Genomic DNA, 16,429 nt, shown 5'->3' on the forward strand with positions numbered 1-16,429 from the left:
GTCTTATTTCTTCTTAATTCCCAAAATAGTTAAATCGTCATATTGCTGATCTTCACGTACATTTGTATAATAAAGATACTCGTTATAACTCGTGTTGGGTACACGGTTTCCGCAATAAGTTTGATATTGCCTAAAATGTTTATTTAAAAATAAATCTATTTTTTTATCTACCTGAACCATATCTCTTTCGGTTGCTTTAGGATCCTGATACATTCGGAATATTTTTTCGACTGAAACAAGGCCTATAACCGCATCCTCAATTGTTCCCTCAAGGTTTGTAAAATCAAAATCGAATTGTTCATTTTCAATCGGGTTATGCCATTTTTTTAAGCTAAAAGAACTTCGGGCAAAGATACTTTCGATAATCTTGCATACGCGGGGCTTACCCAACTCTTCTCCGTCCTGACCGACACTATGAGTTTCATGTTCGGCATCTTTTTCAAGCCCGGGTTCTTCACATAAAACAGGCTCCAGTTTGGAATTCCTAAACAAGCGTTTGGCTTCTTCAATACCGTCAGTGTAGAGGAACAGAACATCTCCGGAATTTAATTTAACGGTTTCAACCTTAAAGCCGCCTTTCATATCTATCATAAAAGTCGGGAAAACTCCTGCTGCAGAAACTTCGGTCAAGATAACTTCTTTCATTTTCTTTAAGGCGGCATCATAAATATTGATAACATTATCACCTGCATTACAAAAATGAACATTACCGCTTATCGAATCCATAATACAAAGGGTAAAGGCTGCAAAACGTCCCTTAAAGCCTCTGGATTCCAGTAGATCGTTTATTCGTGATACAACCTGATCTATTTTTAGTCCCTGCTTTTTATAGCTCCAGTCTCTAAAATAGTCCAAGAAAAGAGTTGCGACCTCGACCATTATAAGAGCGGCAGGAACTCCCTTACCTGCAACGTCGCACTTTATAATTGCATAGTATCTATCGTCCAATTTTATATAATCAAAATAGTCTCCCGATACACCGCGGGCACCTTCATAATAACCGAAGAATTCTACATTATCGTCTACAGTCTTTCCTGATGTAAGTTTTCTTCCTGCTTCATCTAAATCGAGGGGTAAAAACATTTTTTGAATTTCTTTACCCATTGTCAAATCCTTTGAAGCTGCGGCCGCCTCAACAAGACCGTTTGCCATTTCGTTTATGGTTGTTCCTAAAACACCTATCTCATCCTTTGTTTTAAGTTTAACATCTTTACCTGCAAGGAGCTCCTTGTCTTCGGTAGCGGCAATCATTGCAACATGCTCTACAAGCTTTTTTATAGGAGCCGTAATAATCGAAGACAAAATATAGGCACCGACTAAACCTGCTGAAAGAGCACCCAATGAAATTAATAATATAACTTTATGCAGTGCAGCTGTTGCTTCATCAATCTGTTCAAGCAAGCCCTGTGTAGAAACCTGAATATAAACCATACCTTGAACAAAATTATATTCTCCTCCTGTATCCCTGTACAGAATAGGCTTATAAAAGAGATAGCTTGTAATATCCCTTGAAAGTTTTTTTGAATTAAATTCGGGATAAGAACCGGATCCCTTTATACTCAATCCGTTAAGTTCGGAACTAAGTTTTGTTTCCATTTGATTAATAGCCGCCTGAATTTCGTTTCTGCGTTCCACAGATTTTTTATCGGTACTCAAAGCAATTCCAATCGCTGTGTTTGTCAAAGATTGAATTTCATCTGAAATTTTGCCTACGCTATCTCTTGCTTCCTTATCAATTTCATCAAGTTTTTTATATACATCTTCCAATTGAGGCAATGACAATTCGGATTTACCTACAACAAAATCGGGAGTATCTATTTTAGAAAGAATATCTTCATCATTGGAAGCCCAAACAAAATTATAGCCTAATTTTTTATTATCAATGTGAACACCGGTTATCGTTGCAGAGGTTGCTTCTTTAAGTGCGGAGACTTGTGAAGGCAAAAAACCCAGCTCCAATACATTTTTTGAAGGAAGATAAGCTTTGGCACCGGAACTCAAACTTTCAAGCAAAACCTGAGTATTTGAAGCTAAGCCTTCAGCCAAAAGTCTTTCCTGTGTTTCCGAAAATCGAAAACCCAAAGGAAGAGCCAAGGTTAAAATAACCGATATTATCAAAGTAGTTGTAAACATCATAAACTTTAACCTTAATCCGCCGCCTCTAACTTTTAATGCAGACAGTTTTTTTTCTTTTCCAAATGACATAGCACCTCCTCGCAATAAAACAGTTACCTCATACTTTATTTTTATAGCTTCTTTTACGGAATAAATAACTCCCGTTATTGAAAGAGTCATAATAAGTAAAATGAATACGGTAAAGCAAATAATTAAAAAATAATCCGAAAAATCGTAATCCATAGCCGAAAGAAGCCAATTATATTTATAGACCTTTCCATAATCACCCAGCTTAATATTTCCTATATCATCAAAAGATATGTTTTTTTGGGCAAAGTAAACTCCTCGAGCTGAGTGCATTAATCCCACATAGTATTTTCCGGGATCCAGATAGTTTATTTTTATATTCGATATAAGTTTATCACTAAGAACAGAAAAATCTTTTTTTTCTATAGTCATATCATAAGGAGGAAGGCCGTCAGCATCAACATAGATCGAGGTTACTTCGCCTCCGGCAGCAAAGCCCTTACCTACCAGAGAAAGAGAGATAGATCCGTCCAAAGCTTGCATTGCATTTACATCTGCAACATAAGTATACGGAATGTATTTATTTAAAGCAAAATACTTTACTGCCGGAGCACCGATATTTCCAAAAGCATCTACGGCAGAAACGGTTAAAGCATAAAGACCGTTTTCATAATTTTTAAATTCTCTTTTATTTGAAACGGAACTTATTTTTGATGTATTTAATTCAAGATTTAAATTATCGGACAAAACTTTTTGCACGACATCATCATCTATAAAATCGGTATCGATTTTTTTTAGGTACAAAAGAAACTTATCTACTGTACCTAAATATGAAAGATTCCATATATAACCGTTTATAGCCGTTTCAGGTTTTCCGTCTATATCCAAATCGGGAGGACTCCATTGAATATCAAATGTATTCGATGTTACAAAACCTTTTTTATCTAAGGCCAATAAATCAAATATAGGAGCTGCAGGAGGAACTATATCTCTTTCATAAGAAACAGTAGTCATCTCCGACCAATTCCCGGCATAGTCGCAAACTCTAACGCCCAAATACCATAAGCCGTCTTCTTCAGGCTCATACACCAAAACGGTTTCGTCTTGTAATTTTTTAATTACAGGTTCTACAGATTTGGGAGGCACATCTTTTGACCACTCATACGAATAACCGGCTATACCTGATGAGTCGTTGGGAAATTTAATCTTCATTGTAATTTTTTGTCTTCCCTCTGAAGTCTTTGAATCAAAATCCAAAGGTTGAAGCTGAGCCTTTGCGACTTCATGATCAGGTTCGGCATGCATTATTTTTGCCGAGCGGACTCCTTCCTGCCAAACTATATGAAGATTGCCATTTACAAAAAAGGGATTTACAAAAAGCAAGGGGCCGGTGATAGATGCAACAGAGTCTGTTTTCCAATTTGCATCCTCTTTTCTTGCAATCAAAATCGATGATTTACCGTCATAAGTTTCTGACCAAGCAATAAGAGGTTTATTATTATAAGCTATGATTCTGGGACTAAATATCGTTCCATTTCCGGACGGCAGTATTTCAATTGAAGAAGCAAGTTTTCCTTTGCTATCTAAAACTGCATAGGCGGGAGAATTCTTTTCGCTGCGGTAAGATGATTGTTCCCAAACAATAAAAACAGATTTTTGCGAATTAATATATAAGAGATTCGGTCTTTGATTATTAGAATCAAAATCATCGGTTATCCTTACAGGTTCCGACCAAGAGGAACATCCATCGGAGGAAAATGAAGAAAAAAGCTGATAAGTACGTCTGTCTCCGCTCTTGTCCAAGGCTTGAAAAACCAAAACATCGTTTTTTGCGGAAGCCGTATGTGCAGGAAGAAAAATCCTATCCATTTTTTTTGCAAAATTAAACTCCGAAAAAGCCGGCCAATTAAGACCGTCTTCAGATAAAGAATAAAATATAGAAAACTTTTCATCTGCACCGTGAGAAACAAACATAAGATACTTACCGTTTGAAGCAACGGATAGTTGAGGAGAAAGCAAATCGTATATTTCTGTGGAAATATTTTTAACCGTATATGTTTTACCGTAATCGGTACTTTTTAAAATCGTAATAGTATTACGGTTTTTTACCAATGCGATTAAAATACTGTCATCATTTCCAACAGCGATAGAAGCAATTGACGGAATATCGGCAGTATAAGGAATAGGCGGAATTATTCTTTCATTTATTGTCCATTTGTTATTTACATATACGCCTGTCGAAATATATATCAATCCTTCAGTATCGGAGGACCTAACGGCTTCTTCCCAGACAGAGGCGGAGATTTTTGCATTTGAAGCGGACTTTAAAAAGTATCCGTTTCGGCCGCTTATAACGGAAGGATTTTCCCAATAAAATTCTTTTGCCGATAAAAAACTTACAAAAAATAAGAACATTAAAAATATAATCAAGATTTTTTTCATATGTTTTTTTCCGTTAATCATAATAATGCATCTATCCTCTTTTTTAATTCTCTAACCTTTGCAGAGTTTTTTGCATTAGGACTTTGCATAAGCTGTTCAACCAATGCAGCTGCTATAACCTTATTTCCTTTTTGTAATTCGGAAACGGCTTGCTGATACTTTGCTTCATCGGCAGCAGAAAGTACAATAACCGCAGCACCTCCCATAGCCATTTGAATTGAGTCCTTTAATTGCATCGCATCAGTGTTTTGCGGATTAAGTTTAATAGCCGCATCCAATTGCTGCAAAGCAATCGGGAATGAAGCTCTATCACCGGCTGTATATATTGCCTGAGCCGCCTTAGTAAGATTAGCAGACTCGGCGATTGCTTTAAGATTGGGAGGAGGCTGTTTAAGGCCTAAGTAAATTTCAATTTCATCTTTTAAAGCTGCAAGTCCCGAAAAGTTTTTATCTATGCTATACAAATCCAATAATTCGCTATACGATTTTTGAGAATTACGCTTGTACTCTGCTCTTATAGTTTGAACTTTCCGCTTAAATTGCTCGTTAAAGTTTGCAGGATCTATCAGCTTATCTATTTTTAAATTTAATTGCCCCGCAATTTCGTTATACGGGAATATCAATAATACCTGCCGTATATTATCCTTAGCTTGATTTAAATTATTTAAAGCAGCACTCCTCTGACCCGCATTTATTTTTTGCTCCGCATCCAAATAAAGCTGATTGGCATTATTTAAAAGCTGTATCATTTGGGGATATAGGGGAGCCGAAGCCGGAATGGATCTTCCTGTTTTTAAGGTTCCTGCGGTATTTACAATTGCCAGCCAGTTTTCAACCTCTTCGTTCGGTTCAACATTGGTTACAGCCCAACGGCTGCGTGCCGTATTCAAAGTTTCTTCAGCTTTTATAAACTCGGTATTAAAATACTCCTTTTTTGCCTTTTCCAAATATGCACGGACGTCCTTAACAACTACAGCGTTTTCCGCATCATTAATTTCTTTACCGAGATCTCCGAGTCTTTTATCGGTAAGGCTTCTGTATTCTGCATCTTCTTCAAGCTGTAAGGCATCATTAGTTCTTGTTCGTGAAAGTTCTATGCTTCGCCTTGCTGCAGAAAAATTACCGGATGCTAAATTTCTCTTTGCTTCTTCAAACCTTAAGTCGGCTTCATTTTTTGCTAACCGTATTTTTAAAATAGCAGATTCCGTCAATGCCAAATCCGAGTCTATAATACCTGAAAGCTCTTTAAGAGATGTAATTGTTGTTTCAATACCGTTTTTATTTTCTGCAAACACCTTGCTCGATTCGGATACGGAAAGATCGGTATCTTTAATAAAATTACTCAAAATACTTAAATCTACTTTTACAATCTCTTTTAAGTTTAAAAGTTCTTGTCTGGTTTCTGCCGGAGATGTCTTATCGGTCTTTTGTCTATTATTCGTAAAGCGGTCATATCTTTGTTTTGTTTCGGCAAAAGCTTCTTTACCGGATCTATTATTTATGATTGCAAGCTCTTCATAGCACAAAAGACGGGCCTTATCCATGTTACTTGACAATAAACTGTTTTTGGATTCTAAAGCTTCCTGTTCTTTGCCGAGATCGTTTGCAATGTGAGGTATTGAAGATTCAGATAATTTTTTTACGGAAACTATCATAGATTCCAATTCTTGAATTTCAGCCTTTAAGGTTTTAACTTTAGGATTTCCGGAATTACGCAACTCATCAGAACTGCCGGTATAAGAAGATGAAATAGGCTGTATTTTTTCTCTTATAGCCAAAAAGCGGCTGTAATATTTTTTTGCGGAATCCATGATTTTATTAAGTTCGGCTAAAGAGTTTCTTTTTTTATCTTGAGAATCAACCGTCTTTCCAAATCTTGACCCGGAACGTGTATTAATAAAGGAATAAATTCCAGTCAAGCTTTTTAAATGAAAATCAATTAGAGAGATATTTTTATCGATAGATATGTCGCTTTCAAAATCGAATGTATTGCAAGATTCAAACCACAGTTTTTTAATTTCCTGCCAATGACTGTCTGCCAAAGAATAAAGCGGCTCATGCACTCCCGCTTCCATAGCTCCTTCAACACCTTCATATTCTTTTGCCGAATCCCGTCCGATAGTTAAACGGTAAGCAAAGGGCAATATGCTTTCTTCGGTCTCAACATTTTTTTTCCTTTCATTTAAATAAATCTGTTTTAACGAAGCACCCGATCCTATTAATAAACCGGTAAGACTTCTAAGCCGAGAAGAAGAATTCTTCAAAGCATTTAATTCGTTTTCAAGAGAAGATAAGGATGATGAAAAAGCTTTAGCCCTATATTTATTCACATCCGAAATAAATTCGGCATAAGCATCTTCATATTTTTTTGTATCGGATTTAACCGAATCAAGTACGTTTTTTAAAACACTGCTTATTTGGGCATTTTTATCTTCATCCATTTCCTCCCCGTCATACATTGAAAAACCTTGAATAAAAGTCTTGGAGGCATCATTATATTTTTTTTCCTTTATAAGTTGAATACCTTCATCCATCAAGTCATTAAACTTTATACGGTAAATAGCATAGAATGAAGATGTCTTTACCTTGTCTAAAAAAGCCCTAAGATCCGGATCCATATCGGATTCCAAAATTTCCATCTTGTTTATTATCGCAATTCTTTTTAAGTTATTGCCGGGGTCTACTCTTAAAAGTTCTATAAGTTCATGGAAGGTTTGTTGAAATTCGGCCTGATTTTTCATTGTTTTTCTGGCCAGACTTATTCCGCTCTCCATGGATTCAGGTTTGTTTTCAATAACATTAACTATATCTTGCAAGGCTGCAGTATTTTTTGACTCTTCCAAAAGACTTCTAGCCGTTGCATAATCTTCTTCGGCAGACCCTTTTGAAAAGGCAGAAATAGAGAGAAAACATATAAAAAGACTTATAAAAAACCGTTTTTTATCCAACTTACCAAACCTTAATTCGATGCACTTAAAAAAGTCATCTATATAAAAAACTCCTATATCAATTTTCGGCTTTTTATACTTTTTTTTAATAAAAATCTCTAAAAACTGCTTAAAAAAAAGCCGAAATTCATATATAATAGTATAAATATGAAGAGAATTTTTCAAGCCGTTTGCATAAGTATTTTTCTCATTTTTTCAAAAACAGGCCTTTTTTGTGCAGATATTTCCAATTTTTACTCGGGAGTATCATCAATTTTTGATATATTTACACAAAGATTTGAAGGAGAAACAGCTTTTCGCTCCCTTTTGATTCCCTCAGGAGGCCGCTTTGAAGGTCTTGGAGGTACTTTTACGGCTCTTTCAAACGATATAAGTTTTTTCGATGCAAATCCTGCTGCGAGTGCCCTTTTAAAAGAAACCGAGCTAAATGTTCTGCATAACAGCTGGATAGCGGATTCCAAGCTCGAAACGGTAGGCTATACCCAAAGGAAAAATCATCTTGGCTGGGGAACATCTTTAAGGTGCTTCTACATTCCCTTTACGGAATACGGCCCCTTGGGGCAAAAAAAAGCATCAGGCTACTACAGCGAAACCTTTTTAACCGCAAATATAGCCTATAATTTTCTTGCAGGATACGATTTTAAAGGAATAAGTATTGGGGGGAGCCTAAAAGCAGGAATCAGGGCTACACCTCCTTTTTTCGGAAATGGAGAAGCAGCAGATTTTGATCATCCCGAAAACCAGTATAAAAATGCTTCACAACAAAACGGATATGCTGTTCTTGGCGATTTTGGAATTATGATAAGGGCCAATGTTACAAAAATTTTTTACAGTGATGAGCCTAATTTTTATTTCGGGCTTAGTTTAAAGAACTTCGGTCCCCCCATAAGAGGAGACATTCCTCCTTCATATATTTCTCTAGGCTTTGCATATAGACCGGTAGATTTCTTTTTATTCGGAATAGATGTAAATCAGGGAATAAATATTGTAAATATAAAAAATTCCGGGCTGCCTTATGGGAGTTTAGGATTTATGTTTTCAATCACAAAATATTTTAATCTTCTAACAGGTTTCGGCATTAAGGGAGGAAATCCACGATTTACCTTGGGTGGAGAAGTAAACCTCTCGGACGTTCAAATTTCCGCAAATTATACTTTGGATCTATCCAGTCAGGTTACAAATATCAGCCGAATCAGCATCGGAGTAAAACTTCTTTTAGGACAGGATAAAAGAGATGAAAAACTTAACACCGTAAAAAAGCTATATGTTCAGGCCTTAAAAGAGTACAATAATAAAAACTACGAAAAGGCTATAGAACTTTGGAAAGAAATTTTAACTATAGACAAACGCTATGACCCTGCAATAGAAGGCATAGCCAGAGCCGAACAGCAGCTCCGGCTCTTAGAAGAAGTAAAGAAAATCTTGTTCCTCGATTAAAAGAATCCTTATTTATCATTTATCGGATACTTTTTTCTTTCCTGTCTTTGAAGTCTTTTGAGCCCCGGAAGTCATCTCTTTTTTGACGGTCTTGGACGTTTTTTCAGGCTTAGCCTTCTTTACAGCTTCTTTTTTTTCCTTTATAGGAGCTTCCTTTTTAACCGTCTTTTTTGTTTCGGCCTTTTTAATCAAGGATTTTTTTTCAGACAGTTCTTCGGCAGAAAGAGCCTCCCGTACCGAAAGGCGTACGCCTTGAGCCTTTAAGCCCTTCTCGGCAAAGGAATCGGCCTTAAATTCTTCTTCTATCTTTTTTACTCTCGGTTTAGGTGCGTAGTTCAGCTTAAAAGAAAATTTAAGCTTAGTACTTGCAAAAAGCACCTCGGTGTTGTCGGGAGCAAAAAGGTAATCCCTGTTTAGAATGTAGCCTTCTACCCTTGCCCTCTTTATATAGGCATACTTTGTCTTGGAGTCGCGGTAAATTACGGTAAAAAGCACCTTAGAAAGCTCTTCTTTTTCGGCAAAGCCGCAATACCACATTCCCGTATCGACAAAGACTCGGTCGGGCACATCCATTACGGTGTAGACTCCGCTCTTCCTCAAGACAAAGATGCGGTCATAGGGGCTGACCCGTAAAATCTCCTTTCCTGTGGTAACGGAGGTGCCGAGATAGCCCGTTTCTTCATCATAGCGGAGGGCTGTATCCCTTGTTACGGCCTCTTTTACGTCAACCTTTGTAAAGCCCGTAATCTCGGTCTTGCGCTTAAATTCCTCTGCCGGAAGCTTTGCCGCAATTCCGTCCAAAACCGAAATAGCATAGCCCTTTAAATTCTTTAAGAGCTTTGCAATTTCCTTTAAGCGGTTATTTATCTCCCTGACCTCTTCACGGTTTTTATTTATATCGTAAAGAGATATGCGGCGGATGGGGATTTTAAGCAATTTATCGACATCATCTTCGGTTACATCGCGGATTAATTCCTTTTTAAAGGGAACAAAACCCTTGATAACTGCATTGATTACGCCCTCTGCCGTCTTCATAGTTTCTATCTTTTTGTATATGCGTTCTTCGATAAAAATACGCTCAAGGGTGCGCAGGTGGAGGCGCTCGGTAAGCATGGATCTTTCGTATTCGAGCTCGTCCTTTAAAATCTGCATCAGCTGCTTGGCGTGGTATTTTATTATATCGGTTACGGTAATTTGAACCGGAAGATTGTCCTTTATAACCAAAAGATTGCAGGGAATCGACTGCTCGCATTCGGTAAAGGCATAGAGGGCATCTACCACATCGGCCGAATAGACTCCTCTGGGAAGCTTTAACTCAATCTCGACATTTTCGCCCGTATAGTCGCTTATTTCCGAAATCTTAACCTTTCCGGCCTTTGAAGCGGCCTCGATAGAGTTAATCATACTTTCGGTCGTGCTTCCGAAGGGGAGCTCCCTTATTACTATCCTCTTTTCGTCGGAGGTGTCGAGCTTAGCCCTGACTAAGACTTTGCCTAAGCCGTCTTCATATTCAGAAACATCTATCAATCCTCCCGTAGGAAAGTCCGGGAAAAGAGCAAAGGATTTTCCGCTTAAAAAGGCTTTTTCGGCCTCAATTATCTCGAGGATATTATGGGGCAAAATCTTTGTAGACATACCTACGGCAATTCCCTCTGCCCCTATAGCGAGGATTACGGGAAGCTTGGCCCTAAAAGCCAGGGGCTCCTTGTTTCTTCCGTCATAAGAAACGGTATAATCGGTTATGTGAGGATTATAAAAGATGGTTTTTGCAAATTCGTTTACCCTGCACTCTATGTATCGGGGAGCGGAAGCTTCATCTCCGGTAAAAATATTCCCGAAGTTTCCTTGCGTATCTATAAAAAGCTCTTTTGAAGCAAGAACCACGAGGGCGTTTCCTATTGAAGCGTCTCCGTGAGGATGGTATTTCATACAGTGCCCGATAACGTTTGCTACCTTGTGAAATTTGCCGTCATCCATCTCAAAAAGAGAATGTAGAATTCTCCTTTGAACGGGCTTTAAACCGTCTTCAAGGTCGGGTATGGCCCTGTCGCGGATAACATAACTTGCATATTCCAAAAAATTCTTATTAAAAAGACTTTCAATATAATCCATCTTTTTCCTCAAAAAAAAAGTATTTTAAGATGATACACTAAAAGCTGAAATTTGTCTACACGAGTGGAAAACACCGCATCGAAATCAATTTTGTAATATCTTTTTACATAGAAAAAGAGTATGAAAAAAGCTAAAATTTTCCTGTAACGAATTCTTTCGTTCTGAGATTGTCGGGATTTGTAAATATTTTTTCAGGAGTCCCTTCTTCAACAATGCAACCGTCTTCCATAAAAATGATTTTATCTGCAATTTCCCCGGCAAATTTCATTTCGTGTGTAACGATCAATAATGTCATATTCTCTTTTGAAAGATCTCTTATTACATTCAGCACTTCTCCGGATAACTCGGGATCGAGAGCGGAAGTGGGTTCATCAAATAAAATGATGTTTGGATTGATGGCAACAGCTCGAACAATACCTACTCTTTGCTTTTGTCCGCCGGATAATGTAGTAGGATAATCATCAGCTTTTTCAAGAAGGCCAACTTTTTTTAATAACTGAAGAGCCACAGTTTCCGCTCTTTCTTTTTCAAATCCGTAAACAACCGTAAGAGGTTTTACGATATTCATTTTTACGGTTAAATTATTAAAAAGATTAAAAGACTGAAAAACCATGGATGAATGTTTTCTTAATGTAACTATCGTTTTTTTATTTATTTTAGAAAAATCTGCATAAACACCGCCAAGCTCTATCGTTCCTTTTTGGGGTTTTTCTAAATAGTTTATACATCGTAATAAAGTAGATTTCCCGGTACCTGAAGGGCCGATTATAACAACCGTTTCGCCTTTTTTTACTTCTAAGTTAAAATCATTTAAAACCGCTTTACCGTTAAATACTACCGTCAAGTTTTTTATCTTTAGCATTATATTCTTATTATGTCTTTTAAGACTCTCCCAAAAAACTCCTGCCGATTTTTTAGAAGTTTTCTTCCGGCGTTATTATCCGTCAAGACCAACTCCTTTACTAAATTTTTTTTCAAGCCGCTTTTGGACTTTACCCAAAATTGCAGTAATTGCCCAATAAACAAATAAAACGCAAACGTAAGCTTCCAAGTATCTATAACCGGATGAGCCTTCCAGTTGAGCCTGCGCCATCATTTCTTTAACTCCTATTGCAAAAACCAAAGATGTATCTTTAATAATGTTGATAAAGCTGCTAAATAAAGTAGGTAAGGCAACCCTTATTGCTTGCGGCAAAATGATAAAACGCATTGCTTGCATATATGTCATACCGACCGAATAGGCAGCTTCCATTTGCCCTTTTTCAATGGAAGAAAAAGCAGCTCGTAACGATTCAGACATATAAGCGGAACTGGCTAAAGAAAGTACTATCAATGCAGCCGAAAAAGATGAAACTCGCTGCACCATACTTCCCATTAAAGGCAAGACTCCAAAATAGAAACAAAACAGCTGTGCCATCAACGGGGTGCCTCTAAAAAACGAAACATACAGTCTAAAAAAAGCGCTTAATAAAGGCACTTTTGCATCAATTATAAATGCAATCAAAAAAGCTAAGGCAAGACCGCATACTATTGCTAACATCGAAAGCCGTAAGGTTACGCCTGCATACTTTAACATTCCCGGAACAAGCTGCAGCGCAAACCTTACGTCAAAATATATAGTATTATTCACACGTTTTATTTTTTTGCTTCTTGAGTTACATCAATTGAGAACCATTTTTCCGACAGCTTTTTTAATGTTCCGTCTTTTCGCATTTCATCTATTGTTTTTTTTGCCATAGCAGATAATTTTTCACCTCGTGCATCTTTTCTAAAAGGATAAGCGTTTACTTCATAAGTAAGCCTTTGATGCAATTGAGTTAAATCCAGATTTTCATCTTTTACTACTGTAAGAGTTTTTACTTCACCTTGCCAGAAAGCGTCTATTCTTCCCAACAAAACTTCGCGTTCCATAGGAGCTCCGTCATACGTGACGATATCAAGGTTTAAGTGATATTTTTCATTAATTTCTCTTAATGTTTTCTCTCCATTTCCGCCAAGCCAGCAGCCTACCCTCTTTTGTTTTAAATCATCTAAGGTTTTAATGTCCGATCCTTTTTTTACAAAAAAGTCATAATAACTGTAAGCATAAGGACTTGAAAACAAATATTTTTCTAAACGCGCAGGTGTAATGGACATTTGATGTGCAACGGAATCTATTTCGCCTGCATCTAACATCCCTACTAATCCTGAAAATTTACCTAATTTCATTTCAAGCTTTAAACCGTTTCTTTTTGCAATTTCATTCCATACGTCGATTTCAAAGCCTTTTACAACATCTTTTTCTTGATAAGCCCACGGCTTGTACGAAGCCGAAGTTCCAATTGTAATAACATTTTCATTCGTTGGCGTTTCACCCTTTCCCATAGCGAATAGGGTACATCCAAGTAACATAGCACATAAAATCATGCCATTTTTCTTCATAATATTCCTCCGTATAAAAATTATTATGTAGTTACTGAACCATACAACATATTTATAAATAAGTCAATATATTTTTTAATAAATCTATTATTTTTTTAATAAATGCTGTCTACAAACCAGGAAGAAACAGGCTTTTAGGCAATCCTAAAGCAAAGATAGTCTTTGAAATTGCCCACACCGAGGATGAAGACGATTTTTTTACCCGCCTTCTTAAAATCGAGTCAGGGAAAATATATTAAATTAGCCGGCATAAACTAATTTAAATAAAAAAAGCCCCCTTGCCTTAGAGGCTTGGGGGCTTTAGTTTAAAAAGCTAAATTAAAAAACGGTTTGCTCTGAAATAGGTGTTTCAAGAGCTTTTAATGCTTTTTCAACAAGTGATCGGCGGAGTTTTTTCTCATCTGCGTCGTTCATTTTAGGATCACCGAGCGGGTGAGGAATAGCTACGGCCGGCACAATTCTGTTAGCACCAACAGTCTTTGAGATAGGAACAACAGTTGCAATATGTACTACCGGGAGGAATCTCTCGATTTCTTTAACCATCGTTGCACCGCAACGAGTACATGTGCCTCACGTGGAGGTAAGAATTACAGCCTGCACTCCATCGTTCACAAGTTTTTGAACAATTTCTTCGGCAAATTTCTTTGCACGCTTTACAGCGGTACCGTTTCCTACCGTTGTATAGTACTTGTCATGAAGCTTTCCGATCTTTCCCTCTTTTTCCATGTCGCGCAAAACGTCTACCGGAAGAACTCGGTTGGGGTTTGCGTTACAATAGGTCGGGTCATATCCGCCGTGAGCTGTTTCGCTGTCTTTTGATGAAAGAGCGGCCATACCTGCGATTGAATATTCGCCGTAGTGTGAAGCGTTTGAAGCTTCAATGTGGTCGGGGTTACCCTTGGGCACAACACCGCCTGAGGTTACCAATGCAATCTTTGCCTTGGTGATATCCTTAACGGGAGGCTGAGGAGGGACTCTGTCGAATACGGGCATCGGATATTCGGTTACGAATTCTTCACCCTTAATCTTCTTGATGAGCATGTCAACAGCTCTCTTTGCACCTCTTTCTTCTGCAAAATAGTTTTGGCGTACGCCTCTGGGTAAGAGACCTTCTTTTTCGGGGCAGCAAATTTTTTCGCCCTTTAAAAGTTTTTTAGCCAAAGCTCCGATAGCAGGAACAGCTTCTCTCATGCTTACAGCAGAGTTGCCTGTTTTGATTGTGTACATAAAGGCTTTGAATACATCATAACCGGGGTTTTCTTCATAGAGACCAGAAATAGCGGGGATTCCAAGCTCAAAGGCAACCTTTGCTGCGTTACCGCAAGCCATACCGTATCGTCCGGCGTTAAATCCGGGACCGGCAATAAGAAGGTCTGCTTTTGTATCTGTAAGAACTTTTTTGACGAATGCAATAGCTTCTTCTTCGTGCTCGTTAAAAAAGTTATCACCGCAGATAATGGTCTTGACGATCTTTCCTGCATCTCCTAAGGCACCTTGAATTCCGGTACCGGGACCTGCTGTTCCGTCAATAACCTCCGGTTTGTAGTCAGCCATGTCTTCTCCGCCCTTTCCGGCAAAGAACTGATTGATATAATGAACAATTACTTTACTCATAGCTTAACTCCTTATAGTCCTCTTGCGCTAAGATTCCAGAATCCGAGCTCGTTTGTAGCACCGGTAATAACCTGAATTTCAGCTTCGATTGTTCCGTCGGCATGTAAACTTCCGTCCCAAGCACCTGCAATAACATTTGCCTGTTTTACATCTCCGATGATGGTCTTCATCGGGGGAAGTTTTACAACAGCGTTTGCGTTTCCGTTAGAAACTACAGCATTTCCTAAGGGGTTCGAGTCAGCAAGAGACTGACTTGCACCGTCTTGACCGGCATATTCGTCGGTTACGAGAACGGTCTTGATACCCATTTCTTCGATCTTGCGGCAGTTCATGATCAAGTCAGCATCGGGGTTTCCGAAACCTTCTTCAGAAACGATAACTGCATCGCAGCCGAGCATCTGAGCCAACTTTGCTGAAAGGTTGGAAGATCTTTCCTTGTCTGCAAGAGTAACGTTTTCGTTTGTAACAATTACACCCATGAAGTTGATGTCTTTTCCGTGTCTCTTATAGAGTTCATGGATAATGGGGCTGTTCTGGTGAACATAGGTCGGGTTTTTATCGCATGCAGAAACGCAGTTACCGCTTACGATTGCACCGTCCATAACTTCTGTGGGGTACATCATGGTGGGAAGAATCTGCTTTACGTCGACACCATAGTAGTAGGTATCATGTAAAAGTCCCTGACTCTGGAGCATGTAAACATAACCTACCTTGGGAAGGTTGGGATATTGTTTAGCCTGCTCTACGAAGGGAAGTGTTTCGTAGGTTTCTACAGAAGCGGGTTTTACGTTTTTAGCAGCTTCTCCGAGGTATCGGGCTGTTTTTAAGCCCATAAGGCGTAAGGCCTTCTCTTTAATAGCACGGGTAACATCGTCTTGGATTTTGCAATCAACAACGAGGTTTACGGTTTTTGAGAAGGGTGTATATTCAGCACCCGGACCGCTCATGTCGATGATACCTTCCTGGAAACCAACAACGGTTCCGGTTGTAACTACAGCAGCACCCTTCAATACGTGGGTTTTACCTGCTCCAACAACAGCCTCTTCACCGGTAAAGAAACCGGGGAAGCAAACGCCGCTGCCTTCTACCTTGCATCGGGGTTCAAGAACATCTTTTACAGGGATAATTCGGGTATTGTCGCCGGGCTTTGCAATGTGCAATTCAACGCCGGTTACAAGCGGATCTTCCTTGATAAGAGCCTCAAGTTCAGCTTTGTTTACTTCAAGGCATGTTCCGTTAACGGCAGTTTTGTTTCCAAATTTCATGTCGTTAATGGGTATAATACCTAATTCAAGTTTCACTTTTGACCTCCT

9 protein-coding genes are annotated in these 16,429 nt (G+C 38.4%); 1 reads left to right on the forward strand and 8 read right to left on the reverse strand.

Annotated elements, in window-relative coordinates; all coding sequences use genetic code 11:
- Positions 1 to 3: 3 nt before the first annotated feature.
- Both HGJ18_RS07185 and HGJ18_RS07190 read right to left on the reverse strand, forming a co-directional pair.
- Entirely contained in the window at positions 4 to 4,605 is a 4,602-nt protein-coding gene (locus tag HGJ18_RS07185) for a SpoIIE family protein phosphatase (protein ID WP_366792885.1), read from the reverse strand.
- Positions 4,602 to 7,532: a hypothetical protein gene (locus HGJ18_RS07190; protein WP_253695334.1), complete on the reverse strand. Its 2,931-nt coding sequence runs from the start codon at positions 7,530 to 7,532 to the stop codon at positions 4,602 to 4,604. Before HGJ18_RS07190 ends, HGJ18_RS07185 begins: the two co-directional genes overlap by 4 nt.
- Before the next feature lie 147 nt (positions 7,533 to 7,679).
- Here HGJ18_RS07190 and HGJ18_RS07195 point away from each other — a divergent pair, with 147 nt between their 5' ends.
- Complete coding sequence (locus HGJ18_RS07195; protein WP_253695335.1) at positions 7,680 to 8,969, forward strand: UPF0164 family protein; 1,290 nt, start codon at positions 7,680 to 7,682, stop codon at positions 8,967 to 8,969.
- 15 nt (positions 8,970 to 8,984) lie between these two features.
- Here the strand turns inward: HGJ18_RS07195 and HGJ18_RS07200 are convergent, their stop codons facing one another.
- From HGJ18_RS07200 to HGJ18_RS07225, 6 genes are all read right to left on the reverse strand, one after another.
- Positions 8,985 to 11,081: a DNA topoisomerase IV subunit A gene (locus HGJ18_RS07200; RefSeq protein ID WP_253695336.1), complete on the reverse strand. Its 2,097-nt coding sequence runs from the start codon at positions 11,079 to 11,081 to the stop codon at positions 8,985 to 8,987.
- 130 nt (positions 11,082 to 11,211) lie between these two features.
- Positions 11,212 to 11,943 (reverse strand): amino acid ABC transporter ATP-binding protein, encoded by a 732-nt coding sequence (locus HGJ18_RS07205; protein WP_253695337.1) that lies wholly within the window; start codon positions 11,941 to 11,943, stop codon positions 11,212 to 11,214.
- Between the two features lie 75 nt (positions 11,944 to 12,018).
- The gene (locus HGJ18_RS07210) at positions 12,019 to 12,711 is read right to left on the reverse strand and encodes an amino acid ABC transporter permease (protein WP_253695338.1); all 693 of its coding nucleotides are present in this window, start codon (positions 12,709 to 12,711) and stop codon (positions 12,019 to 12,021) included.
- A gap of 5 nt (positions 12,712 to 12,716) precedes the next feature.
- On the reverse strand, positions 12,717 to 13,502 hold the full coding sequence (locus HGJ18_RS07215) for a transporter substrate-binding domain-containing protein (RefSeq protein ID WP_002674594.1): 786 nt from the start codon (positions 13,500 to 13,502) through the stop codon (positions 12,717 to 12,719).
- A 318-nt stretch (positions 13,503 to 13,820) separates the two neighbouring features.
- Complete coding sequence (grdB, locus tag HGJ18_RS07220; RefSeq protein WP_253695339.1) at positions 13,821 to 15,116, reverse strand: glycine reductase complex selenoprotein B; 1,296 nt, start codon at positions 15,114 to 15,116, stop codon at positions 13,821 to 13,823.
- Between the two features lie 11 nt (positions 15,117 to 15,127).
- Positions 15,128 to 16,417 (reverse strand): glycine/sarcosine/betaine reductase component B subunit, encoded by a 1,290-nt coding sequence (locus HGJ18_RS07225; protein ID WP_002674584.1) that lies wholly within the window; start codon positions 16,415 to 16,417, stop codon positions 15,128 to 15,130.
- Between the last annotated feature and the right edge of the window lie 12 nt (positions 16,418 to 16,429).

Origin of the sequence: Treponema denticola (assembly GCF_024181405.1) — a bacterium.
GTDB lineage: Bacteria > Spirochaetota > Spirochaetia > Treponematales > Treponemataceae > Treponema_B > Treponema_B denticola_D.

What these genes read in the sequence shown, in the direction of transcription:
- HGJ18_RS07185 (WP_366792885.1), bottom strand. Translation starts at nt 4,605, where the DNA reads ATGATTAACGGAAAAAAACATATGAAAAAAATCTTGATTATATTTTTA.
- HGJ18_RS07195 (WP_253695335.1), top strand. Translation starts at nt 7,680, where the DNA reads ATGAAGAGAATTTTTCAAGCCGTTTGCATAAGTATTTTTCTCATTTTT.
- HGJ18_RS07200 (WP_253695336.1), bottom strand. Translation starts at nt 11,081, where the DNA reads ATGGATTATATTGAAAGTCTTTTTAATAAGAATTTTTTGGAATATGCA.
- HGJ18_RS07205 (WP_253695337.1), bottom strand. Translation starts at nt 11,943, where the DNA reads ATGCTAAAGATAAAAAACTTGACGGTAGTATTTAACGGTAAAGCGGTT.
- HGJ18_RS07215 (WP_002674594.1), bottom strand. Translation starts at nt 13,502, where the DNA reads ATGAAGAAAAATGGCATGATTTTATGTGCTATGTTACTTGGATGTACC.